The organism is Thiohalorhabdus denitrificans, assembly GCF_001399755.1.
Classification (GTDB): Bacteria; Pseudomonadota; Gammaproteobacteria; order Thiohalorhabdales; family Thiohalorhabdaceae; genus Thiohalorhabdus; species Thiohalorhabdus denitrificans.
This window is the reverse complement of the sequence record NZ_LJCP01000011.1, coordinates 407,112-432,459: the sequence shown is the minus strand read 5'-3', so window position 1 is coordinate 432,459 and position 25,348 is coordinate 407,112. Positions and strand designations below refer to the sequence as shown.

The following is a 25,348-nucleotide window of genomic DNA, read 5'->3' as shown; positions in this document are numbered from 1 at the left end:
GGCTCAGCCCTCCCCGGCGGCCAGGGGCTCGCCGGTGGTCGTCCGGGCGGTCTCCCGCCGGCGCGCCAGTCGGTAGCGCCGATCGCTGATGGCCACCAGACCCCCGGCGGCCATGAACAGGCCGCCCAGCCAGATCCAGCGGACGAAGGGCTTGTGGTAGATGCGCACGCTCCAGGCCTCGCCGCCGTCGCCCACGGGCTGGCCGAGGGAGGCATAGATGTCCCGGCTGAGCCCCGGGTCGATGCCGGCCTCGGTCATGGGCTGGCCGCCGGAGGCGTAATTCCGCTTCTCGGGGTGCAGGACCGTCACGGCCTGGTCGTCCTTGCTCACCGCGAGGGTGCCCCGGGCGGCCTGGTAGTTGGGGCCCTGGACCTGTTCCACCCCGTCGAAGCGGAAGGTGTACCCGCCCAGCTCGGTGGTCTGGCCCGGCTCCATGCGCAGCCGGGTCTCCGTCTCCTGGGTGGTGGAGATGGTGATGCCCACCACCGTCACCGCCAGGCCCAGGTGGGCCAGGGCCATGCCGTAGGTCCCGGCGGGCAGCCGGCGCAGGCCCTCCATGACCCCGCGCTTGCTGGAGAGCTGGGTCCAGACGGCCTGCACGCTGGTGATGGCCACCCACACGGCCAGCAACAGGCCCACGGCCACCATGAGGTAGTCGGAGGCGGTGGTGACCATGGCGGCGGCGCCCAGGCCCAGGACGACGGTGCCGAGGAGGGCGTAGCGCAGGTGGTGCCACAGCCGCGAGGCGTCGTCGCGCTTCCACCGCACCAGGTTGCCCACGCCCAGGAGGACCATTAGGACGCCCATGATGGGCACGAAGACGGTGTTGAAGTAGGGCGGGCCCACGGACAGCTTGCCCAGCCCCAGGGCCTCGATCACCAGCGGGTAGATGGTGCCCAGCAGGACGGTGGCCATGGCCACCACCAGCAGGATGTTGTTGGCGAGCAGCAGGGTCTCGCGGGACACCGTGGAGAAGCGGGTGCCGCTGTCCAGGGTACCGGGGCCACGCAGGGCGTAGAGCAGCAGGGAGCCCCCCACCACCAGGGCCAGGAACGCCAGGATGTAGACGCCCCGGCTGGGATCAGAGGCGAAGGCGTGGACCGAGGTGAGCACCCCGGAGCGCACCAGGAAGGTGCCCAGCAGGGACAGGGAGAAGGCGGTGATGGCCAGCAGCACCGTCCAGCTCTTGAACACCCCGCGCTTCTCGGTCACCGCCAGGGAGTGGATCAGGGCGGTGCCCACCAGCCAGGGCATGAAGGAGGCGTTCTCCACCGGATCCCAGAACCACCAGCCGCCCCAGCCCAGCTCGTAGTAGGCCCACCAGCTGCCGATGGCCACGCCCAGGGTCAGGAAGATCCAGGCCACCCCCACCCAGGGCCGGGTCCAGCGCGCCCAGGCCGCGTCCAGGCGCCCGCCCAGCAGCGCGGCGATGGCGAAGCCGAAGGCCACGGTCATGCCCACGTAGCCCATGTAGAGAATGGGCGGGTGCATGATCATGCCGATGTCCTGCAGCAGCGGGTTCAGGTCCGAGCCGTCGGCGGGCACCGGGGTGAGTCGCTCGAAGGGGTTGGAGGTGAACAGCATGAACAGGTGGAAGCCGATGCTCACCAGCCCCATGACCCCCAGCACCCGGGCCCCGAAGTCGGCCGGAAGGCTCCGGCTGAACAGCGCCACCGCCAGCGTCCAGCCGCCGAGGATCAACGCCCAAAGCAGGATGGAGCCCTCGTGGCCGCCCCAGACCGCGGTGATCCGGTAGTAGAAGGGCAGGATTTCGTTGGAGTTCTGGGCCACGAAGGCCACGGAGAAGTCGTTGACCACGAAGGAGTAGGTCAGGATGGCATAGGCGACGGCCAGGAAGCCGAACTGGCCGATGGCGGCGGGCCGGGCCACCGCCATCCACTCCGGGATCCCCCGCGCCGCCCCCCACAGGGGCAGGATCGACTGGGCGAGGGCCATGCACAGGGCCAGGATGATCGCGATAGTGCCTAGTTCTGGGACCATTGGGGGGAGCTGCCTACTTGTCGGCCATGGAATGGGGGGGCTTGCCGCCGGCCTTCTCCAGGGCCTCGGCGGCCTCGGGGGGCATGTACTCCTCGTCGTGCTTGGCCAGCACCTCCTCCGCCAGGAAGACCCCCTCGCCGTTCAGCTTGCCGTTGGCGACGATGCCCTGTCCCTCGCGGAACAGGTCGGGAAGGATGCCGCTGTACTCGATGGGCACGTCATGGGCGGTGTCGGTGATGACGAAGCGCACGTCGAGGCTCTCGTCGTCCCGTTCCACGCTGTCTTCCTTCACCAGGCCGCCGATCCGGAAGGTGCGGTTTTCCGGCGCCTTGCCCTTGGCGATCTCGCTCGGGCTGTAGAAGTACACTAGGTTCTCGCGGAAGGCGGTCAGCCCGAGGGCCGTGGCGCCGCCAACACCGATCAGGATCAGGAGCACCAGGTACAAGCGTTTCTTGCGGCGGGGGGTCATCCACTCCTCCTCAACGCCGGTTGCGGCGAGCGATTTGTCTGAGGGTCCGGCGCTCGCGCCAATGGGGAACGACGAGATTCACCAAAAGGATCACCAGGGCAAGGCCGTAGGACGGCCACACGAAGACGCCGTAGCCGCCCATGTAAAAGAATTCCTGTAGTGTCATTCCCTTAGTTTCCCTTCTCGTCCGCCAGTTCCCTCACCCAGCTGCTTCCGGCCTCCGATTCCAGGATCTCCACCCGGACGCGCTTGAAGGCCACCGTGAAGAAATAGAGCGTGAAGCCCGTGGCCATGATCAGCAGGGGGATCAGCATGCCCATCGAGATGGAGGGGGCGTCGAACTTGGTGACGGTGGGGCCCTGGTGCAGGGTGCTCCACCACTCCACGGAGTAATGGATGATGGGGATGTTGACCACGCCCACCAGGGCCAGCACCGCCCCTGCCCGGGCGGCGGTACGGCGATCCTCGATGGCCGACTGCAGGGCGATGAAGCCCAGGTAGAGGAACAGCAGGATCAGCTCGGAGGTGAGCCGCGCGTCCCACACCCAGTAGGTGCCCCACATGGGCTTGCCCCACAGGGAGCCGGTCACTAGGGCCAGGAAGGTGAACGACGCCCCCAGGGGCGCGGAGGCGCGCATCATGGCTTCCGCCACCTTCATGCGCCACACCAGCGTGATGATGCCGGACACGGCCATGACCATGTACACGAACATGGACATCCAGGCCGCCGGGACGTGGATGAAGATGATCCGGTAGCTGTCGCCTTGCTGGTAGTCCGCCGGCGCCACCACCAGGCCCCAGTAGGTCCCCACCGCCAGCAGCAGGGCCGTGATCGCGCCCAGCCAGGGCGTCAGGCGCCGGGAGAAGCCGTAGAAGTAGCGGGGGGAGCCGTACTTGTGGATCCACTGGAACATGACTAGCCCGCCTCGCATGCAGTGGGTGGGTGTGTGGCGATCATAGGAAAGCCTCGAATACGGGACCCCGAGGGCCCGGTCAGGCGACGCTGATGCGCAGGGCCGCGGCGGTGGCCAGGGGCGCCAGGGTCAGGGCCAGGACCAGCAAGGCGGCCAGGAAGTACAGCTGCCCGGCCACCGGCAGCCCGGCGGCGGCGTTGTCCACGGCCCCGGCGGCGAAGATCAGCACCGGTATATACAGCGGAAGCACCAGCAGGGTCAAAAGCAGCCCCCCCCGGCGCAGGCCCACGGTCAGGGCGACGCCGATGGCGCCCACCATGGACAAAACCGGGGTGCCCAGGGCCAGGGTGGCCAGCAGTACCGGCAATGCCTCCAGGGGCAGGTGCAGGAACAGGGCCAGCAGCGGCGAGATGAGGATCAGGGGCAGCCCGGTCACCAGCCAATGGGCCAGCACCTTGGCCACCACCAGTAGCGCCGGGGGGTGGGGCGACAGCAGCATCTGCTCCAGGGAGCCGTCCTCGAAGTCGGAGCGGAACATGCCGTCCATGGACAGGGTGGCCGCCAGCAGGGCCGCCACCCAGATGATCCCCGGCGCCACGCGGGTGAGGATGTCCTGCTCCGGGCCCAGGGCCAGGGGGAACAGGGTCACCACCACGATGAAGAACATCAGGGGGTTGCCCAGCTCGCTGCGGTGGCGCAGGGCCAGGGTGAGGTCGCGCGCGAGGATGGTGGCGAAGGCGCGGCCCATGTTCAGTCCCCCTCCGTGGCCGCCTCGGGGCCCAGGTGGATGCGGGACATGGTGGCGGCGCCCAGGTCCACGGGCTGGTGCGTGGTGATCAGCGCCATGCCGCCGGCCTCGCAGTGCTCGCGCAGCAGCGCCTCCACGTAGGCCTTGCCCTTGCGGTCCAGGGCGGTGAAGGGCTCGTCGAGGATCCACAGCGGCGTGGGGTGGATGAGCAGGCGCGCCAGGGCCACGCGGCGGGTCTGCCCAGCGGAGAGCTCGCGCACCGGCTTGTCCTCGAAGCCCGCCAGGCCGATGCGGGCCAGGGCCTCGTCGGGGTCCATGGCAGCCCAGCCCGCGCCCAAGGCCGAGGCCACCCGCAGGTTCTCCACGGGCGTGAGGTCCGCCTTCACCCCGTGCGCGTGGCCGATGTAGGTGAGGGCCTCCAGGAACTCCGGGCGCACCTCCTCCACGTTGCTTCCGCTCCAGCGCACCTCCCCCTCGGCGGGCAGGGCCAGCAGGCACAGGATGCGCAGCAGGCTGGTCTTGCCGCTGCCGTTGGCGCCCTCGATCTGGATCAGCTCGCCGGGGCCCAGGGAGAGGTTAAAGCCCTCGAACAGCACGCGGTCACGGCGCACGCAGGAGAGCCCCACCCCCTCGAGCCGGGGGGCGCTCCCTTGCGCGGCAGCCACGGGCCCGTGCCCGGGCTGGTCTGCGGGGGGTGCGGCCGCGGGCTGCCGATCCGTTTCGCTTGCCATGGAGATGCCGGGGTAGGTTGCCTGGAGTGCGACGGGGCGCAAGCTTAGCATGGGGCCGGTTCGGCTGTCATGGCGGGCCCTTTCGGGCTCGGCCGGGATATTCCGGCCCCTGAGACGCCGAACGGCCCGGAAGGTTCCGGGCCGTTCGGGGCGAGCCGCACTGATTCCGGCCAGGTCCTAGGCGATCCCCGCCAGCACCTTGTGGGCCGCCTCCAGCGTGGCGTCCACGTCGGCCTCGGAGTGGGCGCGGGAGAGGAAGCCGGCCTCGAAGGGCGAGGGGGCCAGGTAGACCCCCTCCGCGAGCATGCCGTGGAAGAACTGGGCGAAGCGGTTGGCGTCGGCGTCCGCCACGTCCCGGAAGGTGCGCACCGGCCGGTCCGAGAAGAACACCCCGAACATGGCCCCCACGTGGTTCTCCACCATGGGCACCCCCGCCTCGGCGCCGGCCTCGGCGAGGCCCTCGGCCAAGCGGGCGGTGCGCTGCTCCAGGTCGGCGTGGAAGTGGGCGTTGTTGATGGCCTTCAGGGTGGTGATCCCGGCGATCATGGCCACCGGATTCCCAGACAGGGTGCCGGCCTGGTAGACGGGGCCTTCCGGGGAGAGGTGGGCCATGATCTCCTTCTTGCCGCCGAAGGCGCCCACCGGCATACCGCCGCCGATCACCTTGCCAAGGCAGGTGAGGTCGGGGGTGACGCGGTAGTACTCCTGGGCGCCGCCGGCGGCCACGCGGAAGCCGGTCATCACCTCGTCGAAGATCAGCACGGTGCCGTAGCTGTCGCACAGGTCCCGCAGGCCCTGCAGGAAGCCCGGCTCCGGCGGCACGCAGCCCATGTTGCCGGCCACCGGCTCGACGATGATCGCCGCCACCTCGCGGCCGATGTCCTCGAACAGGGCGGTGGCGGCGTCGATGTCGTTGTAGGGCAGGGTATGGGTGTGCTGGACCAGGTCCTTGGGCACCCCGGGGCTGCTGGGCACCCCCAGGGACAGGGCGCCGGAGCCCGCCTTCACCAGCAGGCTGTCCACGTGGCCGTGGTAGTTGCCCTCGAACTTCACCACCTTGTCGCGGTTGGTGTAGCCCCGGGCCAGGCGCAGGGCGCTCATGGTGGCCTCGGTGCCGGAGTTGCACATGCGCACCTTGTCCACCGAGGGCACCATCTCGGTGATCAGCCGCGCCATGTCGGTCTCCAGCTCGGTGGGGGTGCCGAAGCTCGTGCCCCGGGCCACCGTATCCTGGATGGCGGAGACCACCTCCGGGGCGGCGTGGCCCAGGATGAGCGGCCCCCAGGAGCCCACGTAGTCGATGAACTCCCGGCCGTCGGCGTCCCACATGCGGCTGCCCTCGCCCCGCTCCATGAACAGGGGCGTGCCGCCCACGGGCTTGAACGCCCGCACGGACGAGTTCACACCGCCGGGGATGTACTTCTGGGCTTCCGCAAAGAGCTGTTCCGACCGCGTCGCCATGACACCACTCCAAAGGGGGGTTCCGGGAAACCGATCAAGCTAAAAGGTGCCCCCGTGGCTGTCAATCGCCCTCACCAGTGCAGGCGCAGGAGGTTGTTGAGCCGCTGGGCGGCGGCGCGGATGTCCGGGGCGTCCAGGATGCCGCTGATGGCCGCGGCGGCGTCGGCGCCGGCCAGGGCCAGGGGCCCGGCGTTGTCGGGGGTGATGCCGCCGATTACGACGATGGGCAGGTCCAGCTGGGCGCGGGCCCGCTTGAGGAGGGAAAGCGGGGCGCGCACCGCGGCCGGCTTGGTGGGGGAGGGGTGGAAGGAGCCGAAGGCCACGTAGTCGGCGCCGGCGCGGCGGGCGGCGAAGGCCCGGCCGATGTCGTTGTAGCAGGAGGCCCCGATGACCGCCCCCGGGCCCAGCAGCTCCCGGGCCGCGGCGATGGAGGCGTCGTCGCCGCCCAGGTGCACCCCGTCGGCGCCGGCGTCCCGGGCCAGCTCCGGGTCGTCGTTGACGATGCACAGGGCCCCATAGTCGTGGCACAGCGCCGCCAGGCCCCGCGCCTCCTCCAGGCGCCGCTCCCGGTCGGTGCCCTTGTCGCGGTACTGCACCAGGCGCACCCCGCCCTCCAGGGCCTCCCGGGTGGCCGGGAGCAGGCGCTCGGCGGACAGGTGCTCGCGGTCGGCGATCAAGTAGGCGCCGCGTATGGGCGACAGGCGGTGGTCCATGGCGGCGGATACGGCTTCCCCTGGCATGGCTCGGGTGCTCCCATGGGTTGCAGGAACGGGCTTGTCCCATCTTGGGGCGCGGGCCGGGAAGTTCAACCCGCCCCACCTTCTTGAGAGGGAAAGCAAGTGGAGACCGCACTTTTCGGGCTGGCTGCTGGCGGCGCGGCCCTTTGGACCGCGGTGCTGGTGCTGCCCTGGCGACCCTGGAGCACCCGGGAGCGCCTGGAGGCGGCCCCGGGCGCCAGGGCCGCCGACCTCCGGGACGTTACCGCCGTCATTCCCGCCCGCGACGAGGCCGCCTGCATCGGCCGCACCGTCCGTGCCCTGGCTCGGCAGGGAAGGGGCCTGCGGATCCTGGTGGTGGACGATGGCTCCACCGACGGCACCGCGGCGGCGGCCCGGGCCGTGGGCGGCGAGGGGGTGACGGTGCTTCACGGCGAGCCTTTGCCCGCCGGCTGGCAGGGCAAGGTGTGGGCCCTGGAGCAGGGGGTCCGGCGGGTGGACACGCCCTATGTGCTGCTCCTCGACGCCGACATCGAGCTGGAGCCCGGGACCCTGCTGGCGCTGCGGGACAAGCTCCGGAGCGAGGGCCGTAGCCTGGTGTCGCTGATGGCGGCCCTGCGCATGGAGTCGGCCTGGGAGCGCCTGCTGCTGCCCGCCTTCGTCTTCTTCTTCAAGCTGCTCTACCCCTTCGCCCGGATCAACCGGCCGGATCGTCGCGTGGCCGGCGCGGCGGGGGGCTGCATGCTCCTGGAGGCGGAGGCACTGGAACGGGCCGGGGGCCCGGCGGCCATCCGTGACGCGGTCATCGACGACTGCGCCCTGGCCCGACGGCTCAAGCGGGGAGGCGGCTCGGTCTGGCTGGGGCTTACCCGCTCGGCGCGCAGCCTGCGGGCCTACGGTTCGCTGGGGGAGATCCACGACATGGTGGCCCGCACCGCCTTCACCCAGCTGCGGTATTCGGCGAGCCTACTCACCGGTGCCACCGCCCTCATGGCCCTGGCCTTCTGGGGCCCCCTTCTCGGCCTGGCGGCGGGCGGCCCGTCCGGGCGCCTGGCCGGTGGACTGGGGCTGGCCGCCATGGCCGCCGCCTACGCCCCCACCCTGCGCTTCTACGGCCTGAACGCCCTGCGGGGGCTGGCGCTGTCCCTGGCGGGCACCCTGTTCCTGGCCATGACCTGGTCCTCCGCGGGGCGCTACTGGCGGGGCGTGCGGACGCGCTGGAAGGGGCGGACCTATGCGCGGCTTGGTCAGGATGGGCGGGGGTGATGGCCAAGGTGACCGGAAGGGAAACCTCACCCCCCTGGCAAAAGGGTCCTGTGGGAGCGGTCCGCGACCGCGACTTGTTAAGGCGGTCCATCGCGGTCGCGGACCGCTCCCACAGCTGCATCCCGTAGGAACGGCGTCTACGCCGCAATTGTCGGCAAACGCTGCATCCGTTCGCGGCGGGACGCCGCTCCTACCGGCCCGTGCTGGGGCTGGAGCGTGGGCGGCTCAGTCCTCCTGCTCCCAGCTGTGCCAGTGGAACAGCCGGTTGGGCACCGCCTGGCCGTGGCCGGGGGTGTAGGCGGCGCGCAGGGCGCGGAAGGTGAAGTCGATGCCGGTGCGCACCGATTCCACCACCTCGCGGCCATCGGCCAGGGCGCAGGCGATGGCGGTGGACAGGGTGCAGCCGGAGCCGTGGTAGCCGCGATCGGGCAGGCGCGGGTGGGAGAAGCTGGCCTCCTCCTGGCCGAAGGAGAACAGCCGGTCGGAAACCACTTCCTCTTCCGGGTGGCGGTGGCCGCCCTTCAGCAGGACGTAGTGGGCGCCCTCCCGCAGCAGTTCGTCGGCGACGGCCTCGGGCACGGTCTCGCCGCCGGTGAGCGCGTGGGCCTCGTGCTCGTTGGGGGTCAGCACCGTGGCGCGCGGGAACAGGGTGCCCTGCAAAACCTTGGCCAGGTCCGCCTGGGCCAGATCGCCGCCGCCCTGGGCCACCAGCACCGGGTCCACCACGGCGGGGATCTCCGGGTACTCCGCCAGCAGATCGGCCACCGCGCGGGCGTTGTCGGCGCTGCCGAGCATGCCCACCTTCACGGCGGCCACCGGGATGTCGGTTAGCACCGTCGCCACCTGCTGCCGCAGCTCGTCGTCCGGGGTGACCCGGAACCCGTGCACATTGCGGGTGTCCTGTACGGTCAGGGCGGTGATGGCCGCCGCGCCGTGGCAGCCGAAGGCGGCGATGGTGGCCAGGTCGGCCTGGATGCCGGCGCCGCCACTGGGGTCGGAGCCGGCGATGGTCAGCACGGTGGGCGGAGCCACCGTATCCATCACCTCCGCCATCTGGGTGGCGGGATAGACGACCGGTTTGCCTTCTTCGGCCATGGGAGATCCCTTCGGCTGACTAGGACGATCAAGCGCCGGCTTCTGCCGCGCCTTTATCCCCCGGGCTTGAGCTCCACCAGCAGGACGATGGCCACCAGCAGCAGCGTGGGGAATTCGTTGAGGGCGCGGTAGAAGCGGTCGCCGCGGGTGTTGGCGTCGGCGGCGAACACCTTGCGCAGGTGGCCGAGGTAGAAGTGGTAGGCCAGCAGTACCACCACCAGGGCCACCTTGGCGTGCAGCCACCAGCCGGCCCCCCACCAATAACCGAACCACAGCCACAGCCCCAAGACCACCGTCACCACCATGGCCGGGGTCATGATGCCGCGGTACAGGCGCCGTTCCATGGTCTTGAACAGGGTGGCGGTCTCGGGGTGGGGGTCGGCGGCGTGGTATACGTAGAGCCGGGGGAGGTAGAACAGCCCGGCGAACCACGCCACCACCGCCATGATGTGAAACGCCTTGAGCCAGAGCATAGCCGCCTTCCGGGGATGTGCCGCAGTTTCCAAGGTGCGCCCGGAACGATAGCATACGAAGCGGACGGCGGCCCGGCACGGGCGCCCAGCCGAGGAGGCACAGCCATGACCACTCCGGACAGCCGGCGGCGCATCCTCCTGACCCAGGAGGCGGCGCGCCTCATGGTGGAAGAGGGCATCAAGGACTTCGGGGTGGCCAAGCGCAAGGCCTCCCGGCACCTCGGCGGCGGGCCGCGCAACACCAAGGACCTGCCCACCAATCGCGAGATCCAGGACGAGGTGGAGCTGCGCCTGCGCATGTACCGGGACACCCCCGACAGCCGGGCCCACCTCCGCAACCTGCGCGAGGCCGCCCTGGACGCCATGCGCTTCCTCGCGGAGTTCCGCCCGCGCCTGGTGGGCTCGGTGCTCGACGGCACGGCCACCGAGCACTCCGACGTGAACCTGCACCTGTTCGCCGAGACCCCCGAGGACGTGGAGATCTTCCTCCACGATTCCGGGATCCCCTTCGAGCGGATGGTCCACCGGCGCCAGGTGGGCAAGGAGGCGGAGGAGTACCCGGCCATCGCCCTGGTGGTGGACGGCGTGCGGGTGACGGCCACCATCTTCCCGCCCGAGGGCATCCGCCAGGCCCCCCGCTCCTCGGTCACGGGCAAGCCTGTGGAGCGGGCCAAGATCCCCCAGGTGGAGGCGCTGATCGCCGAGGAGGGGGAGCCCCTGCCCACGGGGACAGGCACGGACGACTGAGGGCCGCGGGGCCAGAATGCAGGGTCCCGGCGGCCGTTCCGTCGCCCGCGGAAGCGGGCTCCTACCGCCGGCTATTGGCACTCGTAGGAGCCCGCTTCAGCGGGCGATTCAACAGGCCCAGGCTCCCGAACAGCCAAACAGCACTCGCAGAAAAAGGGGCCCCGAACCCATGACGTCCAACCCCACCCATGGCACCGAACGGACCGACTGGCCCGAGCGGTCCCTGGACCACGTCTGGTACCCCTACGCCCAGATGCGGGATATGGCTCCGCCCGTGCCGGTGGCGGGGGTGGAGGGAACCCGCATTCGCCTCGCCGACGGCCGGGAGCTGGTGGACGGCACCTCCTCCTGGTGGTCCGCCTGCCACGGCTACCGCCATCCCCACATCATGGAGGCGGTACACCGCCAGCTCGACGTGCTGCCCCACGTCATGCTCGGCGGCATGACCCACGAGCCGGTGGTGCGCCTGGGCGAGCGTCTCGCCGCCAAGGCGCCCGGGGATCTGGCCCACACCATGTTCACCGACTCCGGCTCGGTGGCGGTGGAGGTGGCCCTGAAGATGGCCCGTCAGTACTGGGACAACCGGGGCGAGACCCAGCGCGACACCTTCATCGCCTTCGAGAACGGCTACCACGGCGACACCGCCGGCTGCATGGGGGTCTCCGACACCTACCGCGACCTGCGCCCCCGCTTCACCGGCCTGGCCCACGAGCACCTCACCGTGCCCCTGCCCGCCGAGGAGGGCCCCTGCGCCCTGGAGCGGGTGCTGGCGGAGCACGGTGACCGCATCGCCGGGGTGATCATCGAGCCGCTCATCCAGGGGGCCGGCGGCATGTTGGTGCACTCCCCGAAGGTGCTGCGCCGCGCCGCGGACCTGGCCCAGGCGGCGGGGACCCTGTTCATCGCCGACGAGATCGCCACCGGCTTCGGCCGCACCGGCAGCCTGTTCGCCTGCGAGCAGGCGGGGGCGGAGCCCGACATCATGTGCCTGTCCAAGGCCCTCACCGGGGGCACCATGGCCATGGCCGCCACCATGGCCACGGAGCAGGTGTTCGCCGGCTTCCACGGCGACGACGAGTCCACGGCGCTCATGCACGGGCCCACCTTCACCGGCAATCCGCTGGCCGCGGCCGCCGCCAACGCCTCCCTCGACCTCTTCGAGACGGAGCCGCGCGTGGCCCAGGCGGCCGCCCTGGAGGCCCAGCTCACCGAGGAGCTGGTCCCCCTCGGTGAACTCCCGGGCGTGGTGGATGTCCGCATTAAGGGAGCCATGGGCGCCGTCCAGGTGGCCTCGGACCGCCACAAGGACTGGATGCGCCACCGTTTCGTGGAGCACGGCGTGTGGATCCGCCCCCTGGGCGACGTCGTCTATGTCACTCCCCCGCTGACCCTCGCCGCCGAGGACCTCTCCCGCCTGACCGATGCCATGGGCCGGGTGGTCCGGGAGGCCTTCGCCTGAGGCAGCGCGGTGCCGCGTTTTCCGGGATGCGTGCTTGCAATGGTGCCCCCCGGTGCGCGATGTTTGTGGGAAAACCGGGTGCGGTTATTTGATCCAGGGAGGAGGCGAGCTCAGCCATGGCCATGGCCCAGCCCCAGCAATCGCCGAATATCATGAGTATGGCCATCCGTGACCCCCACCGAGGCCTGTACCAGGTGGCCTTCAACGACGGGGTTTCCGGGGTCCGGGTGGAGATCCCCTTCGAGGAGGCGGCCAGTGTGCGCGAGGCGCGCATCAAGGCCGAGCACACCCTCCAGTACCAGGAGTGGCTGCGGCACAAGCGCCTGCGGGAGCACCGCATCCGGCAGCTGGTGGGGGACTACAACGGGCTGGTCTACAGCAAGCCCGTCCCCGGCAGCGACGACCTCACCGACGTGGATCCGGACGGCATCGCCGACCACCTGATCGACCGCTTCGCCGAGGGCGAGCGCCGCAGCGTCTCCTACGGCGTGGGCGCCATGCTGCGCCACACCCTGGTGCTGCAGGAGGCCGCCCACCGCCTCCAGGGCGAGGGGGAGTGGTCCCTGTCCTACGCCTACCGCATGCTCGAGGACCTGCGCCTGATCCGGCACCTCGGCGAATCCCTCACCGTGCGCGAGGTGGAGAAGGATGCCCGGCTGGAGGACGCCGTGCGCTACTGGAACGCCATCAAGGACGGCCACCTCTCCCCCGCCATCCGGGACCAGCTCCGCCGCCGCGCCAAGTCCTGGCTGCGCCGCTACATGAGCCAGCCCGACTGAGGGGTGGCATCGGCGAAGGGATGAACGCGAAGACCGGGAAGCGATTCCCGGTCTTTGTTTTGCCGGGCCGCTCCTCCCGGCTTATTCCCCCCGGCCGATGCCGAAGGCCTCCACCAGGTCGGGCAGCTCCGGCGCCGTCTCGCCCTCCGCGGCGCGCGGCACCACCGCCACGGGCACGTCGGGATGGAAGAAGCTGAGAGTGCGGCGGGTCTCTTCGGCGGGGACCGGCTCCTCGGCGCTGCGGTTGAGCACCAGGCCGGCCAGCGGCACCCCGGCGTCCTTCAGGCACCGGAGGGCGGTGAGGGTGTGGCTGAGGGTGCCCAGGTAGGTGCCCGCCACCAGCAGGGCGGGCCATTGCAGGTCGCGCATCCAGTCCAGGAAGGTGGTGCTGTCGGTGAGCGGCACCATGACCCCGCCCACCCCCTCCGCCAGCACGCAGCCGTCGGTCTCCCCCTCCAGGCTCTCGCAGTAGCCCGTCAGCATCTTCAGGGACAGGATGCGTCCGGCACGGTCGGCGGCCATGTGGGGCGACATGGGCTCGGCGAAGCGCTCCAGGCACAGGCGTTGGTGGGCCGCCCAATCGTCCGGGTCGTAGCCGCAGGCCGCCAGCAGCTCCCGGCCGTCGGGGCTCCACAGGCGGCCCTGGTCGTCGGCCTCGCAGCCGCTGCTCACGGGCTTGGTGGCCTCAACCGTCTCGCCGCGCGCGCGCAGCTGCCGGGCGATGGCGGCGCTTATGTAGGTCTTGCCGATCTCGGTGCCGGTCCCGGTCACCACCAATGTGCGCGTCATGCGTCCTCCTCCCCATTGGCCCTACGCACCAGCTCCTCCGCCTGGGCCCGGGTGAGACGGCGGCCCGGCAGGGGGAACAGCCCCGGCACCCGCTGTCGATAGGCCCGGTAGGCGTCCCCGTAGGTCTCCATCAGCTTCCGCTCCTCCAGCCGGGAGCCGATCACCAGATAGACGGTTATGGTCAGCGCCGTCAGGAACAGGGCTAGGTCCAGGTTGCGGGTCCAGAGGATCACCAGGCCGAAGAAGTACCACGGATGGCGCACGTGGCGATGGAAGCCCGACAGGCGCATGGGCTCCCACGGCTCCACCCCGCCGTTGGTGATCTCCGGGGCGCGCCACTGGCGCAAGCCCAGGAAATGCTCCATGTCGTAGGCCCGCAGGCTGGCCACGAAACCAGCCAGCGCCAGCAGCGCCGCCCCCTGGGCGAGCCACCAAGCCGGCCCCGACCACTGCAGCACCATGGGACCGTCCAGGGTGAAGGTCAGCCACAGCGGCGGCACCAGCAGGAGCACCGCCAGCCCATTGTAGGCCAGCCGGTAGACGCGGACCGCGGCCGGCCCCTGGCGCGCCGCCCACGCCTTGGGGCGGCGTGCGGCGAGCAGCGAGTGCACGGCGAAATAGGCCGCCCATAGGGCCACCAGCCCCAGGTAGGGCCCCGCCGATCCTAGGACGTCTTCCATCCCACCAGGTACCCCACGTTCCAGGTGACCGGCACCGTGCCTTCGGGGCGGCCGGTGGCCTCCCGGTAGGCGCGGCACAGGGCGCCCAGGTGGCGTCGACCGCGCAGGCCGCGCGCCCGGCCGGGGTCCTTGGCCACAGCGCCCAGGCCCTTGAGGCCGCGCAGCACCTCCATCGGGTCGGCGGCGCGGTCCACCTCGGGGGCGGGCCGGCACTCCCCGGCGCGTAGCCCCGCGGCGGTGACGGCCGCCGCGGCCTCGGGGGCCTCCAGGAAGGGCCCCACCCGGCCGCCGTTCGTCCCGCGCAGGGCGGCGTCCAGCTCCTCCAGGGTCCCAGCCAGCAGGGTGCTCGCCACCAAAAGGCCGCCGGGACGGAGGATCCGGGTCACGCCGCGCAGGGTGGCCTCCAGGTCATTGGACCACTGGAGGGTCAGGGAGGATACCACCGCGTCGAAGGACCCGGCGGCGAAGGGCAGCTGGTCGGCGTCGCCGGTGACCGCCGGGTGCCCCGGCACCCGGCCCCGGCGGGTCATGGGGTGGGCCAGGTCCAGGGCCAACAGGGAGCCGGGGGCCCCTTCGCCCCGCATCAGGTCGCCCCCCACGTAGCCCGTTCCGCAGCCGAGGTCCAGGACCCGCTCCGCGCCCCACGGGGCCAGCCGGCGGTACAGGGCGGCCACCTCCGCGGCCACCCGGCGCTGGAGGTCCGCGTGGCGGTCGTAGGTGGCCGCCGCCCGGCCGAAGTCCCGGCGCACGGCGCGCTTGTCGAAGGGGGCCTCAGGGAGCGAGGTCTCGGGCGAATCCGGCAATCTGCTGCCCCGTTTCCTCGGGATGGGTGATCTGGGGGGCGTGGCCCGCCCCCCGAACGATGTGCGCGCGGACCCCGGGCCCGCAGCCCAGGAAGAACTCCACCGCGGCGGGGTCCACCACGGCGTCCCCCGAACCGTGCAGCACCAGCACGGGCAGATCCAGGCGCGGCGGTTCGGCCGTAAGGTCCGCCTCCCCCAGCACCTCCAGCCAGCCCGTCAGCACCGAGGGCGCCGTCCCCGCGGCCAGGAGCCGATCGCGGATGGCGGTCGGGGCCCAGGCCGAGCGGGCCGCCCGGTCGCCCTGGAACTGCAGGGCGTAGAAGCGCCGCAGGGTGCCGGCGGGGTCCTGGTCGAGCCCGTCGCGGAAGCGCCGGAAGACCGTCGAGTCCAGCCCGGCGGGGTAGGTGGCGCGGGCCAGGAAGGAGGGCGGCGTTGCCAGCAGCACCAGGCCGCGCGGCCGCACGGCCCCGGAGCGCACCGCCTCCAGCGCCGCCAGACCCCCCAGGGACCAGCCCAGGAGCAGGCCCCAGTCCCCGGCCAGGGCGTTGGCGGCCGCCCGCAGGTCCGGGCCGCCGGGCACCGGCTCCCCCTCCGCGGCGGCATGGCCGGGCAGGGCGTTGCCGGTGAGCTCCACCCCCTCCGGCTGCAAACGCTCCCAGCAGGCCGGGGTGTGCCCCCAGCCGGCTACCGCCAGGGCGCGCAGGGCGGTGCTCACGGGGCCTCCGCGGCGGTCTGCCGCACCCAGGGGGCCAGGGCCCCGGCCAGGGCGTCCACGTCCGACTCACGGTGGGGGGCGCGCAGGGTGACGCGCAGGCGGGCCGTGCCCTCCGGCACCGTGGGCGGGCGGATGGCCTGCACCAGGTAGCCGGCGGCGGCGAGCTCCTCCTGCGCCGCCAGGGCGGCGCGGTCGGCGCCGAGGATGACCGGGACGATGGGGCTCTCCGGCGCGGGCAGGCCCAGGCCGGCGGCGAGGCGCCGGGCCAGCTCCAGGGGCCGGCGGCTCAGGGCCGGGTCGGTGCGGATGCGGCGCAGGGCGGCGGTGTTGGCCGCCACCGTGGCCGGTGGCAGGGCCGTGGTGTAGATGAAGCTGCGCGCCCGGGTACGGATCAGGTCGGCCACCTCCCGGGCGGCGCACAGGTAGCCGCCGTACCCGCCCACGGCCTTGGACAGGGTGCCCATCTGCAACGGCACCTCCTCCGCGCTCAGCCTGGCCGCGGCGGTGCTGCCGGCGCCGCCGCCGAGCACGCCGACGCCGTGGGCGTCGTCGGTCATGAGCCAGCAGTCGTGCTCCGCCGCCAGGGCGGACAGCTCGGCCAGGGGCGCCAGGTCGCCGTCCATGGAGAACACCCCATCGGTCACCAGCAGGCAGTGGCGGTATCGGCCCCGGTAGCGCTCCAGGCGGGCCCGCAGGGCGGCGACGTCGGCGTGGGGGTAGCGGATCATCCGCGCCCCGGACAGGCGGGCGCCGTCCACCAGGCAGGCGTGGTTGAGCTTGTCGGCGAGGATCAGGTCGTGGCGATCCACCAGGGCCGGAAGGATGCCCAGATTGGCCAGGTAGCCACTGCCGAAGACCACGGCGTCCTCGGTGCCCTTCAGGGCCGCCAGCTCCGCCTCCAGCTCGGCGTAGGGCGGGTGGTCGCCGGTGATCAGGCGGCTGGCGGCGCCGCCGGTGCCGTGCTCCGCCAGGGCTCGCTCGGCGGCACGGGCCACCTCCGGGTCGCGGGCCAGGCCCAGGTAGTCGTTGGAGGAGAAGTCCAGCAGCTCCTGGCCGTGGCGCGCCACCAAACGGCCGTCGCCGGTGCCGGTGGCCACGGGCCTTCGACGGCGGCCGGCGGCCTCCAGCTCCTCAAGGGTCCGGCGGGCGTGCTGGCGTAGGGAGGCGGGCATGGTCTCAGCGGTTCCGCAGCGGCTTGCCCTTGTCCAGGCGCTTCCGGAACACCTCCATCTCCTTTTTGGCCTGCAGGTCGCCCCGCTCCTCCGCGTGGGCGATGCCCCGCTCCAGGGTGGCGCGGCACTCCTCCGCCGCGCCGAGGGTGTCCTCGGCCTCGGCCAGGGCCTTGTAGGCGGCGGAGTAGGCCGGGTCCTGCTCCAGGCACTGCCGGAGGTGCTCCGCGGCCCGCTCCGGGTCGTCCTTGTGGAGGTACTCCAGACCGATGGAGTAGCGCAGCAGGGGCCCGTCCTGACCCTGCTCCAGCATGCCCAGGAAGGCGTTCAGCTTGTCGGTGGCGTCCATGCCGATTCCCCGTGCGCGTGGGCTACCTATTGTGCCGCACCCCGCGGCGTTGGGCCATGGCGGCGCCCAGGGCGCGGCGGTCCTCCTCGTCCAGCAGGCGCTCCGCCGCCGGCAGCAGGTGGGCGTTCTCCCGGCGGACATGGTCCAGCTGGCCGTCCCGGAAGTGCCGCGCCGCCTCCGTGTAGCGTTCCCGGTCCACGCCGCGACCGTCGTGAAGGGCCTCCAGCAGGGGGCGCAGCTCCCGCCAGCGCTCGTCCAGCGCCTCGTGCTCGGCGGCCAGCTCCGCCAGCAGGGCGGTGAGCTCCGACGCCTCTTCGGGGCCGAGCCGCGGACGGAGCCGGGGGAGCAGGTCCTCCTCCTCGTCGGCGTGATGGAGGGGCGCCGCCTGGTTGAAGTAGCGCAGCACCTGCCCGGAGCTCTCCCGCACCGGCCGTCCGGGAGGCGTTCCCTCCTCCAGGTGGTCGGCGATATGCGCAGCCAGCTCGGCGAAGCGCTCCACGCGGCCGTGGCAGGCGCGCAGCAGCTGCAGTGGGGTGTCGAAATCCGGCGCGGAACCGTCGTCCAGGGGCATGGCAAAGCTCCGAAAGAGGGGACCATTTGGATCAGCGTGGCGGGGTGGGGTTCCCTGTCCCCGGCCATACTAATCAAAAAGATAGTAATGTAATAATTTAAAAATTGTCATGCTCTCTAAATTAAAGAGATCCGTATATTGGGTTATTGCATGGAACTGTAATGTTGTTGTTTGCTAAAAAAAGGTGTTCAAGGTAACTTTGCAACAGGTACAGGTTTAAATTCTGTTCATACGGATCCGCTTTTCTGTCCGGACTGTCCCGGAGAGCCGGAAAGCGGAGGGTCCGGCAGGGCATAACACAGGAGCGGTCATGAGGCATGCAAGCGTCTGGCTGGGACTGGGGGCGGCTCTCGTGGCGGGAGGACCGGCCATGGCCCAGTCGCAAGGGGATCCCGTGGCGGGCGAGGAGAAGGCCTACCAGTGCATGGGCTGCCATGGGGTGGCGGAGTACACCAACGCCTACCCCACCTACAACGTGCCCAAGGTAGGGGGACAGCAGACCCAGTACATCGTCTCGGCCCTGGAGGCCTACCGGAGCGGGGACCGGGAGCACGCGACCATGCAGTCCCAGGCCCGGTCCCTCTCCGACGAGGACATCCAGGATATCGCCGCCTTCTTTGCCCAGGAGGGTTCCTAGGGGGCGACGGACTGCTTGAGACCAATTCCGCGCGTGGAGGGGAGCATGAAGCGTACCGGCATTGTACTGATGAGCCTGATGCTCGGCGGCGGGGCCGGAAGCGCCCTGGCCGAGGAAGGCCACTCGTCCGGGCCGGAGGATTCCGGGCTGACGGCCAAGGAGATCGTCCAGGAGGGCATTCCCGACAAGGGGGTGGCGGCCTGCCAGTCCTGTCACGGGGAGACCGGCGAGAGCCCCGTCCCCATGTACCCGCACCTGGCCGGGCAGTACGAGTCCTACCTGAGCCACAGCCTGCGTGGGTACCGGGACGGGAGGCGTGACGAGGCGACCATGAAGCAGCAGGCCAAGAACCTCACCGATCGGGAGATCGACGCCCTGGCCAGCTATTTCTCCTCCCAGCAGGATTCCCTCGACGTTCCCGGCAACGACTAGACGGTCCGGCCCGCGGGCGCGGGACGCAGGGGGCGGCCGGCCGAGGCCGCCCTTTGCGCGTGCCGGGGCTCAACCCGGGGAAGGCGCGCCGACGGCCTTGCGCCCCGCCCAGCCCAGGCCCGCGAATCCGGCCCCGAGCAGCAGCAGGGTACCGGGGGCGGGCACCGGGGTGGTGCCGTCGCCGGGCCGGCTGGTGAAGGACCCCCCCTCGATGAAGACCCCGGAGTCCAGGTCGTTGTCCCCGGTATCGGCGATGGCCAGCTTGATGGTGTGGCTGCCGGGCTCCAGCCCCGTGGCGGTTGCGGTGAACACGTCCGTGAAGCCGTCGTATTCCAGGTCGAAGAAGGGCCCGCCGTCGTCGAGGTCGTTGTTGTTGAACAGGTCGGCGTTGGAGGCGTCCTTGCCCAGGGGGTTGCCGCCGTTGACGTTGTTGATGCTCACCGGCGTGTCGGTGCCGGGGATGTTGGCGATGTTCTCCCCGTCCACAAAGAAGGCGAAAACGTCGTTGAACGAGGAGCCGACGAACTCGTTGTACTCCTCGGAGGCGAAGACGTAGTCGAAGGCCAGGTTGCCGCTGTCGGTGGAGAAATCGAGCTCGAGGACGGCGGCGTCCCGGGTCTCGCCCGGCGCAACCAGGGCATCCAGGTCGGGGTCGCCCGGGGCCCCCGTCTCCGTGGAGGTGTAGTCGCCGTGGTTGGATCCGTCCACGTTGGCCGCGGAGCCGCTGGTCATGAGGACGCCCTCCTCGATGCCGATCCCCGCGTCGTTACCTCCTGTAAAGATTCCCGACTGTGCGGCGTCCGGTCCATCGCTGTAGCTGGGGGCGCCATCCAGGGTGATCCCCGGTCCGAGGACGGCATCCACCAGGGTGTCGGCGTCCTCCGAGGGGTCCACGGCGATGGCGTGGACCGGCCCCGTGCCGGCCAGCAGCAGCGCCAGGGCGGTGCCCGTGCCGTAGGTCCTTGTCATGGCAAAGTCCTCTGGTGTTTGGTTGGGAGACACCCCTTCCGGAGCAACACCCATGCCTGACCGGATTTCCCCTTGTTAAACAAAGCGAAAAAAACGGGACACCGCGGACACGGAGTGGACGGCCGTCCAAGCTGTAAAGCGATTCGACACCTGCTGCCGATTGCCCTCCTCCTGCTCGCGGGCTGCGGCGGGGAGGACGGGGAAGGGGGGGCGGTCCGCCTGGAGGCCTGGCACCACGCCGGGCGGGAGGCGGAGCGGCGCACCATCCGGGAGCAGGTGGCCCGCTTCAACGCCCAGCACGAGGGGGAGATCCGCATCGAGCTCACCCTCATCCCCGAGGGCTCCTACAACGCCCAGGTCCAGGCGGCCGCCCTGGCCGGGGAGCTGCCGGACCTGTTGGAGCTCGACGGCCCCTACCTCTACCAGTACGTCTGGCAGGGCAGCCTGCGTCCCGTGGGCCCCTTCCTGCCGGAGGACACCAGGGCGGACATCCTGCCTTCCATCCGCGAGCAGGGCACCTTCAGGGGGCGGCTGTACTCGGTGGGGGCCTTCGATTCAGCCCTGGGGCTGTACGCCCGGCGCGACCGGCTGAAGGAGATCGGCGCACGGATCCCGGAGGGGCCGGGGGAGGCCTGGAGTGTAAAGGAATTCGAACAGGTGCTGGGCCTCCTGGCGGAGGCGGACCCGGACGGGGCCGTCCTCGACCTGCACCTGAACTACGAGGGGGAGTGGTTCCCCTACGCCTTCGCGCCGGTGCTGTGGTCGGCGGGCGGCGGCCTCATCGCCCGGCCGGACCACGATCGGGCGCGGGGGGTGCTGGACAGTCCGGAATCGGTGGCCGCCATGGAGCGGCTCCAGGGCTGGATCGAGGCGGGCTACGTGGATCCCAACCTGGACGACGCCGCCTTCACGGAGGGGCGGGTGGCCCTGTCCTGGGGCGGCCACTGGAACTACCCCCGCTACCGCGCGGCGGTGGGGGAGGACCTGGTGGTGCTGCCGCTGCCCGACTTCGGCCGGGGCACCCGCACCGCCCAGGGCTCCTGGAACTGGGGCATTGCCCGGGCCTGTCCGGACCCGGAGGCCGCCGGGGAATTCCTGGCCTTCCTGCTGGAGGACGAGGAGGTCCTCGCCATGACCCGGGCCAACGGCGCCGTCCCCGGCACGCGGCCGGCGCTGGAGCGCTCCCCCCTCTACGGCCCCGACGGCCCCCTGCGCCTGCTGGCGGAGCAGCTGCAAGGCGGCCAGGCCGTTCCGCGCCCCCGAACCCCCGCCTACCCTGTGATCTCCACCATCTTCCAGGACGCCTTCGCCGACATCCGCCACGGCATGGACGTGCGGGAGGTGCTAGAGCGGGCAGCGGCGGAGATCGACGCCGACCTGGAGGCCAACGAGGGCTACCGGTTCCCCGAAGAACCACGAAGGCGGTAAAAAGTCGATGTAGGAGCGGCGGCCCCCGCCGCGACCACTTTGAATAGCCCGGGCGGCTGCGGCGTGGATGCAGCTCCCGACATCGCCGAAAATGGCCATGCCACTGCGGAATCGCTGGAAATCCTTCATCGACCGCGAAACCCCCGCCGCCTGGCTGCTGGCGGCCCCGGCCCTGCTCGGCCTGCTCGCCTTCGTGGCGCTGCCCTTCCTCCTGGCCCTGGCGCTGTCCTTCACCGACCTGCGCATGGGCTCGCCCCTGCCCGTGGAATGGGCGGGCCTGGAACAGTACGCCCGCATCCTCTCCGACCCGGGCTTCCTCCACGCCCTGCGCAATAACGCGGTGTTCGCCGCGGTGGTGGTGCCGCTGCAGACGGCCCTGGCTCTGGGGCTGGCCCTGCTGCTCGACCGGCCCCTGCGCGGCATGGTGGTGTTCCGCACCCTGTTTTTCCTGCCGGTGGTGTTCCCCATGTCCCTGGTGGCGGTGGTGTGGATCCTGATCTACGCCCCCGGCACGGACGGGCTCATGAACGCCGCGCTGGCCACGCTGACCCTCGGTGCCTGGGAGCCCGTGGACTTCCTGCACGATCCCCGCTGGGCGCTGCCGGCCATCATGCTGCTGTCCATCTGGCAGGGGGTGGGCTTCCAGATGGTCATCCTGCTTGCGGCCCTGCAGGGGGTGCCGCAGACCCTGCACGAGGCCGCCCGACTGGACGGCGCCGGGCCGGTGCGCCGCTTCTGGCACGTGACCCTGCCGCAGCTGCGCAACCCCCTGATCTTCGTCGCCCTGGTCACCGCCATCCTCGCCTTCCGGCTGTTCGACCAGGTGCAGATCATGACCCAGGGCGGGCCGCTGGACGCCACCACCACGGTCATGTAAGAGGCGGTCACGGCCGTGTTCGAGCGCCAGCGGGTGGCGCAGGGCGCCGCCATGACCGTGGTGTTCTTCCTGCTGGTTCTGGTGGTGACCCTGGTGCAGCGGAGGCTGGTGCGCGAAAAGCGGGAGATCGAATGAGGCGGCTTCGGGGGGGACTGCAGGCGCTGCTGGTCTACGCCGTGCTGGCGTTCCTGGCGGCGGTGTACGTGGCCCCCATCGCCTTCATGGTGGTGGGCAGCTTGAAGCCGGACGCCCGGGTCCTGGCGGACATGGGCAGCGCCGCGGCCTTCGTGCCCGCCGAGGCCTCCCTGGAGAACTACCGCGACGTCTTCGGGCGGGTGAGCTTCGGCCGCTTCCTGTTCAACTCGGTGCTAATCACCGGCGCCATCATGCTCGGCGGCCTGCTGGTGAACGGCTTCCTCGGCTACGCCCTGGCGCGGCTGCGCTGGCGGGGGCGGGGCTGGGTGCTCGCCGGGTTGCTGGCCCTGCTCATCCTGCCTCTGGAGGCCATCGCCGTGCCGCTGTTCTACCAGGTGACCCTGCTCGGCTGGCGGGACACCTACGTGGTGCAGATCCTGCCCTTCGTCGCCCACGCCTTCTTCGTCTACCTGTTCTACGTCTTCTTCCTGGGGCTGCCGAAGGAGCTGGAAGAGGCGGCGCGCATGGACGGCGCGAGCGTCCTCGGCACCTACTTCCGCATCATCCTCCCCAACGCCAAGCCGGCCTTCGCCACCGTGGCCATCCTCACCTTCCTCTTCCAGTGGGGCCAGTACCTCTGGCCGCTCATGGTCACCAGCGGCGAGCGCGTCCGCCCCCTGCCCGTGGCCATCGCCGCCTTCCGCACCCTGCCGCCCCTGCAATGGGGGGATATCCTCGCCTTCGGCGTGATGATGGTGGCGCCGGTGATCGTGGTGTTTTTGGCGTTTCAGCGGTGGTTCGTGCGGGGGGTGGCGGAAAGTGGGTTGAAGGGGTGAGGGGGTATTGGGGGAACCGGAATGCAGAAATGGAGCATGGGTCCCAAGGAATTTATGCGCCTCAATTACGGGAAAAGGTGGAACCTTGTCTGATGAAAGAATTCCTTCAGAATGCATATAACTCGGTAGGTGGTTGTAAAATAAGGCTCCCCAAGAAAAACTAATCCTGGATTTTATGCTTATATGGTCCTTCCCGTTATTACATAAAAAATACCGTAAAAGTACCACTTCCACCTTGCTCAGGCGAGTTAACGCTATCCATGGGAAGGCGTATAGCTGGTAGGTCAATTAGGGTACGAAAACCGTTAAAGCAAGGAGAACAATATGCCTAATGTGTGTTTTTTTAGTTTTACGGAAGCTGACCGTGGAGTAGTTCTTACTATTAAAGGGAGAGCTGTTAACTCGAATTACAATGCTCTTAACTTTCGCGTGAAGGATCTTCTTAAAAGATGGGATACCGAGGATATTTCTGTTATTCGCCAAGCCATCTCAAAGGCGATGAAGGGTACCTCGAGGACAATTGTTTTTGTGGGTGAAAGGACTCATCGGAGTCGGTGGGTGCGTGAAGAAGTAGAAACGACCCTAGGAAACCGTAAACCGGTATATGCGATTAGGTTGAAAGGTACAAATGGTTCAAAGCCAAAGGTTTTAGAGGAAAATGGTATCACCCTTTACGCTTGGAGCGAGAAAAGGCTTCAGGATCTAGCAACACGGTAAAGGGAATAATTAATGAACCCTTATTGCTTTGTTCTTATGCCATTCGGAAGAAAATCGGATGAAAGCGGGCGGGTTGTAGAATTTGATGTTGTATATGATCAGATAATTGCTCCTGCAATACAGGAAGCTAGCTTAGAGCCTATAAGGGCAGATGAAGAAATAATAGGCGGTATCATCCATAAACCCATGTTTGAGCGCCTCATGATGTGTGACTACGCTGTAGCGGACTTGACAACCGCAAACGCTAATGTGTTTTACGAGTTGGGTGTAAGGCATGGTGTCAGGCCATATAGTACAGTTGCCATTGCCGGAAGTGGCATGCGAATGCCATTTGATGTATCTCCCCTAAGAGCAATTCTTTACAATGTAGACGACTATGGATTTCCAGAAAATACTATAAAAGTTAGGCAATCATTAACCGAAAGGCTTGAAGCTTGTCGTGATCCAGAAGATGACAGCCCTTTGTATCAGCTCTTAACAGATGTGCCTCGGCCTGACCTTCAAAGGCTGAAGACGGATGCATTCCGAGATATGGTTGAGTATTCAAAGGCCATGAAAGAACGCTTAAGGCAGGCCCGGGAACAGGATGGTGATGCAATTGGAAGAATTGAAAAAGAAATTAACGTGGTCGACGCTGATCCGGCTATTGTTATTGACTTATTTCTTTCCTATAGGGCGGTCAAAGATTGGGATAGAATGATTAGCTTGACCGATAAGATGGCTCCTCCTCTGAAACAAACAATTCTTGTCCAAGAACAGTTGGGTTTTGCCTTAAATAGGATAGGACGCCACAAAGATGCAGAGGGTTTGCTTAGAGAATTGATTAATAACTATGGGCCTAGTAGTGAAACCAATGGGATTCTAGGACGAGTGTATAAGGATCAGTGGGTGAAGGCGAAAGCGAGCCAAAGTCCAGCAGCAGGTGCCTTCTTAAAAAAGGCTATTGACGCATACAGGCAGGGCTTTGAATCGGATTGGAGAGATGCCTATCCAGGAATTAACGCTGTAACGCTGATGGAATGCTCCGACCCTCCCGATCCAATGCGGGAGGAGCTTATTCCGGTGGTTGCTTATTCAGTAAAAAGGCGCTTGGCTAGCAAGGACCCTGATTACTGGGATTATGCAACAGAGTTGGAAATACATGTTTTGTCGCAAAAACGCGAAGAGGCTCAAAATGCTTTGGGGAGAGCTATAGCCTCGATCCGAGAAAAATGGGAGCCAGAAACTACGGCGAACAACTTAAGGATGATAAGAGAGGCGCGTGAAGGCCGGGGGGTTGACTGTGAATGGATTAAGGATATTGAAATTGTTCTAGAGAAATACCGAACATAATTTGACCGTTGAATATGCAGAACAAGTCCTTTAAACAGTGGCTACTATGT

29 protein-coding genes are annotated in these 25,348 nt (G+C 68.8%); 11 read left to right on the top strand and 18 right to left on the bottom strand.

From position 1 onward, the window contains the following. Positions 1 to 3: 3 nt before the first annotated feature. The 8 genes from AN478_RS11540 to thiE form a co-directional block, all read right to left on the bottom strand. Positions 4 to 2,001: a heme lyase CcmF/NrfE family subunit gene (locus AN478_RS11540; protein ID WP_054966748.1), complete on the bottom strand. Its 1,998-nt coding sequence runs from the start codon at positions 1,999 to 2,001 to the stop codon at positions 4 to 6. Between the two features lie 13 nt (positions 2,002 to 2,014). Continuing rightward, positions 2,015 to 2,470, bottom strand: a complete 456-nt coding sequence (gene ccmE / locus AN478_RS11535) for a cytochrome c maturation protein CcmE (protein WP_054966747.1) — start codon at positions 2,468 to 2,470, stop codon at positions 2,015 to 2,017. A 10-nt stretch (positions 2,471 to 2,480) separates the two neighbouring features. Then, entirely contained in the window at positions 2,481 to 2,636 is a 156-nt protein-coding gene (gene ccmD, locus AN478_RS11530) for a heme exporter protein CcmD (protein ID WP_054966746.1), read from the bottom strand. A 4-nt stretch (positions 2,637 to 2,640) separates the two neighbouring features. Continuing rightward, a complete protein-coding gene (locus AN478_RS11525; protein WP_054966745.1) occupies positions 2,641 to 3,384 on the bottom strand; it encodes a heme ABC transporter permease in 744 nt (247 codons plus the stop codon). Between the two features lie 79 nt (positions 3,385 to 3,463). Then, positions 3,464 to 4,132, bottom strand: coding sequence for a heme exporter protein CcmB (gene ccmB / locus AN478_RS11520; protein ID WP_054966744.1), 669 nt, complete (start codon positions 4,130 to 4,132; stop codon positions 3,464 to 3,466). A 2-nt stretch (positions 4,133 to 4,134) separates the two neighbouring features. Continuing rightward, positions 4,135 to 4,797, bottom strand: a complete 663-nt coding sequence (ccmA, locus tag AN478_RS11515; RefSeq protein WP_054966743.1) for a cytochrome c biogenesis heme-transporting ATPase CcmA — start codon at positions 4,795 to 4,797, stop codon at positions 4,135 to 4,137. Positions 4,798 to 5,040: 243 nt separating this feature from the next. Continuing rightward, positions 5,041 to 6,324, bottom strand: coding sequence for a glutamate-1-semialdehyde 2,1-aminomutase (gene hemL, locus AN478_RS11510; protein ID WP_054966742.1), 1,284 nt, complete (start codon positions 6,322 to 6,324; stop codon positions 5,041 to 5,043). A 71-nt stretch (positions 6,325 to 6,395) separates the two neighbouring features. After that, positions 6,396 to 7,064, bottom strand: coding sequence for a thiamine phosphate synthase (thiE, locus tag AN478_RS11505; protein ID WP_231627403.1), 669 nt, complete (start codon positions 7,062 to 7,064; stop codon positions 6,396 to 6,398). A 99-nt stretch (positions 7,065 to 7,163) separates the two neighbouring features. Between thiE and AN478_RS11500 the strand changes: the two genes are divergently transcribed. Continuing rightward, positions 7,164 to 8,306, top strand: coding sequence for a glycosyltransferase (locus AN478_RS11500; RefSeq protein WP_054966740.1), 1,143 nt, complete (start codon positions 7,164 to 7,166; stop codon positions 8,304 to 8,306). Positions 8,307 to 8,531: 225 nt separating this feature from the next. Here AN478_RS11500 and thiD read toward each other — a convergent pair whose 3' ends face one another. Beyond that, positions 8,532 to 9,347 (bottom strand): bifunctional hydroxymethylpyrimidine kinase/phosphomethylpyrimidine kinase, encoded by an 816-nt coding sequence (thiD, locus tag AN478_RS11495; RefSeq protein ID WP_054966799.1) that lies wholly within the window; start codon positions 9,345 to 9,347, stop codon positions 8,532 to 8,534. 107 nt (positions 9,348 to 9,454) lie between these two features. Then, a complete protein-coding gene (gene hemJ, locus AN478_RS11490) occupies positions 9,455 to 9,874 on the bottom strand; it encodes a protoporphyrinogen oxidase HemJ (protein ID WP_054966739.1) in 420 nt (139 codons plus the stop codon). 105 nt (positions 9,875 to 9,979) lie between these two features. Here hemJ and AN478_RS11485 point away from each other — a divergent pair, with 105 nt between their 5' ends. From AN478_RS11485 to AN478_RS11475, 3 genes are all read left to right on the top strand, one after another. Then, the gene (locus AN478_RS11485) at positions 9,980 to 10,621 is read left to right on the top strand and encodes a hypothetical protein (RefSeq protein ID WP_054966738.1); all 642 of its coding nucleotides are present in this window, start codon (positions 9,980 to 9,982) and stop codon (positions 10,619 to 10,621) included. Between the two features lie 169 nt (positions 10,622 to 10,790). Next, entirely contained in the window at positions 10,791 to 12,080 is a 1,290-nt protein-coding gene (locus tag AN478_RS11480) for an adenosylmethionine--8-amino-7-oxononanoate transaminase (RefSeq protein ID WP_054966737.1), read from the top strand. Positions 12,081 to 12,196: 116 nt separating this feature from the next. Further along, entirely contained in the window at positions 12,197 to 12,859 is a 663-nt protein-coding gene (locus tag AN478_RS11475; protein ID WP_054966736.1) for a hypothetical protein, read from the top strand. A gap of 81 nt (positions 12,860 to 12,940) precedes the next feature. Here AN478_RS11475 and bioD read toward each other — a convergent pair whose 3' ends face one another. The 7 genes from bioD to AN478_RS11440 are packed head-to-tail and all read right to left on the bottom strand — an operon-like array spanning position 12,941 to position 17,935. Continuing rightward, positions 12,941 to 13,648 (bottom strand): dethiobiotin synthase, encoded by a 708-nt coding sequence (gene bioD / locus AN478_RS11470; RefSeq protein ID WP_054966735.1) that lies wholly within the window; start codon positions 13,646 to 13,648, stop codon positions 12,941 to 12,943. Next, on the bottom strand, positions 13,645 to 14,328 hold the full coding sequence (locus AN478_RS11465; protein ID WP_054966734.1) for a methyltransferase family protein: 684 nt from the start codon (positions 14,326 to 14,328) through the stop codon (positions 13,645 to 13,647). The genes bioD and AN478_RS11465 overlap by 4 nt, the downstream gene beginning before the upstream one ends. After that, complete coding sequence (locus tag AN478_RS11460; protein WP_054966733.1) at positions 14,313 to 15,131, bottom strand: methyltransferase domain-containing protein; 819 nt, start codon at positions 15,129 to 15,131, stop codon at positions 14,313 to 14,315. The genes AN478_RS11465 and AN478_RS11460 overlap by 16 nt, the downstream gene beginning before the upstream one ends. Next, complete coding sequence (locus AN478_RS11455; RefSeq protein ID WP_054966732.1) at positions 15,100 to 15,846, bottom strand: alpha/beta fold hydrolase; 747 nt, start codon at positions 15,844 to 15,846, stop codon at positions 15,100 to 15,102. Before AN478_RS11455 ends, AN478_RS11460 begins: the two co-directional genes overlap by 32 nt. Further along, on the bottom strand, positions 15,843 to 17,018 hold the full coding sequence (gene bioF / locus AN478_RS11450) for an 8-amino-7-oxononanoate synthase (protein WP_054966731.1): 1,176 nt from the start codon (positions 17,016 to 17,018) through the stop codon (positions 15,843 to 15,845). Before bioF ends, AN478_RS11455 begins: the two co-directional genes overlap by 4 nt. A gap of 4 nt (positions 17,019 to 17,022) precedes the next feature. Beyond that, the gene (locus tag AN478_RS11445; protein ID WP_176758720.1) at positions 17,023 to 17,364 is read right to left on the bottom strand and encodes a tetratricopeptide repeat protein; all 342 of its coding nucleotides are present in this window, start codon (positions 17,362 to 17,364) and stop codon (positions 17,023 to 17,025) included. 22 nt (positions 17,365 to 17,386) lie between these two features. Then, the gene (locus AN478_RS11440; protein ID WP_054966730.1) at positions 17,387 to 17,935 is read right to left on the bottom strand and encodes a hemerythrin domain-containing protein; all 549 of its coding nucleotides are present in this window, start codon (positions 17,933 to 17,935) and stop codon (positions 17,387 to 17,389) included. A gap of 310 nt (positions 17,936 to 18,245) precedes the next feature. Between AN478_RS11440 and AN478_RS11435 the strand changes: the two genes are divergently transcribed. Both AN478_RS11435 and AN478_RS11430 read left to right on the top strand, forming a co-directional pair. Continuing rightward, positions 18,246 to 18,572 carry a c-type cytochrome gene (locus tag AN478_RS11435; protein ID WP_054966729.1) on the top strand — a complete coding sequence of 109 codons (327 nt, stop codon included), beginning with the start codon at positions 18,246 to 18,248 and terminating at the stop codon, positions 18,570 to 18,572. A gap of 45 nt (positions 18,573 to 18,617) precedes the next feature. After that, positions 18,618 to 19,004 carry a c-type cytochrome gene (locus AN478_RS11430; protein WP_054966728.1) on the top strand — a complete coding sequence of 129 codons (387 nt, stop codon included), beginning with the start codon at positions 18,618 to 18,620 and terminating at the stop codon, positions 19,002 to 19,004. A gap of 69 nt (positions 19,005 to 19,073) precedes the next feature. Here AN478_RS11430 and AN478_RS11425 read toward each other — a convergent pair whose 3' ends face one another. Beyond that, complete coding sequence (locus AN478_RS11425; RefSeq protein WP_054966727.1) at positions 19,074 to 19,973, bottom strand: choice-of-anchor L domain-containing protein; 900 nt, start codon at positions 19,971 to 19,973, stop codon at positions 19,074 to 19,076. 114 nt (positions 19,974 to 20,087) lie between these two features. On the opposite strand from AN478_RS11425, the gene AN478_RS11420 reads away from it, so the two are divergent. From AN478_RS11420 to AN478_RS13660, 5 genes are all read left to right on the top strand, one after another. Beyond that, positions 20,088 to 21,401 carry an ABC transporter substrate-binding protein gene (locus AN478_RS11420; protein WP_054966726.1) on the top strand — a complete coding sequence of 438 codons (1,314 nt, stop codon included), beginning with the start codon at positions 20,088 to 20,090 and terminating at the stop codon, positions 21,399 to 21,401. Between the two features lie 97 nt (positions 21,402 to 21,498). Next, positions 21,499 to 22,278, top strand: coding sequence for a carbohydrate ABC transporter permease (locus AN478_RS11415; protein ID WP_317622999.1), 780 nt, complete (start codon positions 21,499 to 21,501; stop codon positions 22,276 to 22,278). A 131-nt stretch (positions 22,279 to 22,409) separates the two neighbouring features. Then, positions 22,410 to 23,249, top strand: coding sequence for a carbohydrate ABC transporter permease (locus AN478_RS11410; RefSeq protein WP_054966725.1), 840 nt, complete (start codon positions 22,410 to 22,412; stop codon positions 23,247 to 23,249). 324 nt (positions 23,250 to 23,573) lie between these two features. After that, complete coding sequence (locus AN478_RS13665) at positions 23,574 to 23,966, top strand: TIR domain-containing protein (RefSeq protein ID WP_074471239.1); 393 nt, start codon at positions 23,574 to 23,576, stop codon at positions 23,964 to 23,966. A 12-nt stretch (positions 23,967 to 23,978) separates the two neighbouring features. Next, positions 23,979 to 25,298, top strand: coding sequence for a TRAFs-binding domain-containing protein (locus AN478_RS13660; protein ID WP_074471240.1), 1,320 nt, complete (start codon positions 23,979 to 23,981; stop codon positions 25,296 to 25,298). The last annotated feature ends 50 nt before the right edge of the window (positions 25,299 to 25,348 follow it).

Excerpts from the sequence above, each read along its gene's own strand:
- AN478_RS11540 (WP_054966748.1), bottom strand. The coding sequence starts at position 2,001 with ATGGTCCCAGAACTAGGCACTATCGCGATCATCCTGGCCCTGTGCATG.
- ccmE (WP_054966747.1), bottom strand. The coding sequence starts at position 2,470 with ATGACCCCCCGCCGCAAGAAACGCTTGTACCTGGTGCTCCTGATCCTG.
- ccmD (WP_054966746.1), bottom strand. The coding sequence starts at position 2,636 with ATGACACTACAGGAATTCTTTTACATGGGCGGCTACGGCGTCTTCGTG.
- AN478_RS11525 (WP_054966745.1), bottom strand. The coding sequence starts at position 3,384 with ATGTTCCAGTGGATCCACAAGTACGGCTCCCCCCGCTACTTCTACGGC.
- ccmB (WP_054966744.1), bottom strand. The coding sequence starts at position 4,132 with ATGGGCCGCGCCTTCGCCACCATCCTCGCGCGCGACCTCACCCTGGCC.
- hemL (WP_054966742.1), bottom strand. The coding sequence starts at position 6,324 with ATGGCGACGCGGTCGGAACAGCTCTTTGCGGAAGCCCAGAAGTACATC.
- thiE (WP_231627403.1), bottom strand. The coding sequence starts at position 7,064 with ATGCCAGGGGAAGCCGTATCCGCCGCCATGGACCACCGCCTGTCGCCC.
- thiD (WP_054966799.1), bottom strand. The coding sequence starts at position 9,347 with ATGGATACGGTGGCTCCGCCCACCGTGCTGACCATCGCCGGCTCCGAC.
- hemJ (WP_054966739.1), bottom strand. The coding sequence starts at position 9,874 with ATGCTCTGGCTCAAGGCGTTTCACATCATGGCGGTGGTGGCGTGGTTC.
- AN478_RS11485 (WP_054966738.1), top strand. The coding sequence starts at position 9,980 with ATGACCACTCCGGACAGCCGGCGGCGCATCCTCCTGACCCAGGAGGCG.
- AN478_RS11480 (WP_054966737.1), top strand. The coding sequence starts at position 10,791 with ATGACGTCCAACCCCACCCATGGCACCGAACGGACCGACTGGCCCGAG.
- AN478_RS11475 (WP_054966736.1), top strand. The coding sequence starts at position 12,197 with ATGGCCATGGCCCAGCCCCAGCAATCGCCGAATATCATGAGTATGGCC.
- bioD (WP_054966735.1), bottom strand. The coding sequence starts at position 13,648 with ATGACGCGCACATTGGTGGTGACCGGGACCGGCACCGAGATCGGCAAG.
- AN478_RS11465 (WP_054966734.1), bottom strand. The coding sequence starts at position 14,328 with ATGGAAGACGTCCTAGGATCGGCGGGGCCCTACCTGGGGCTGGTGGCC.
- bioF (WP_054966731.1), bottom strand. The coding sequence starts at position 17,018 with ATGCCCGCCTCCCTACGCCAGCACGCCCGCCGGACCCTTGAGGAGCTG.
- AN478_RS11445 (WP_176758720.1), bottom strand. The coding sequence starts at position 17,364 with ATGGACGCCACCGACAAGCTGAACGCCTTCCTGGGCATGCTGGAGCAG.
- AN478_RS11440 (WP_054966730.1), bottom strand. The coding sequence starts at position 17,935 with ATGCCCCTGGACGACGGTTCCGCGCCGGATTTCGACACCCCACTGCAG.
- AN478_RS11435 (WP_054966729.1), top strand. The coding sequence starts at position 18,246 with ATGAGGCATGCAAGCGTCTGGCTGGGACTGGGGGCGGCTCTCGTGGCG.
- AN478_RS11430 (WP_054966728.1), top strand. The coding sequence starts at position 18,618 with ATGAAGCGTACCGGCATTGTACTGATGAGCCTGATGCTCGGCGGCGGG.
- AN478_RS11425 (WP_054966727.1), bottom strand. The coding sequence starts at position 19,973 with ATGACAAGGACCTACGGCACGGGCACCGCCCTGGCGCTGCTGCTGGCC.
- AN478_RS11415 (WP_317622999.1), top strand. The coding sequence starts at position 21,499 with ATGCCACTGCGGAATCGCTGGAAATCCTTCATCGACCGCGAAACCCCC.
- AN478_RS11410 (WP_054966725.1), top strand. The coding sequence starts at position 22,410 with ATGAGGCGGCTTCGGGGGGGACTGCAGGCGCTGCTGGTCTACGCCGTG.
- AN478_RS13665 (WP_074471239.1), top strand. The coding sequence starts at position 23,574 with ATGCCTAATGTGTGTTTTTTTAGTTTTACGGAAGCTGACCGTGGAGTA.
- AN478_RS13660 (WP_074471240.1), top strand. The coding sequence starts at position 23,979 with ATGAACCCTTATTGCTTTGTTCTTATGCCATTCGGAAGAAAATCGGAT.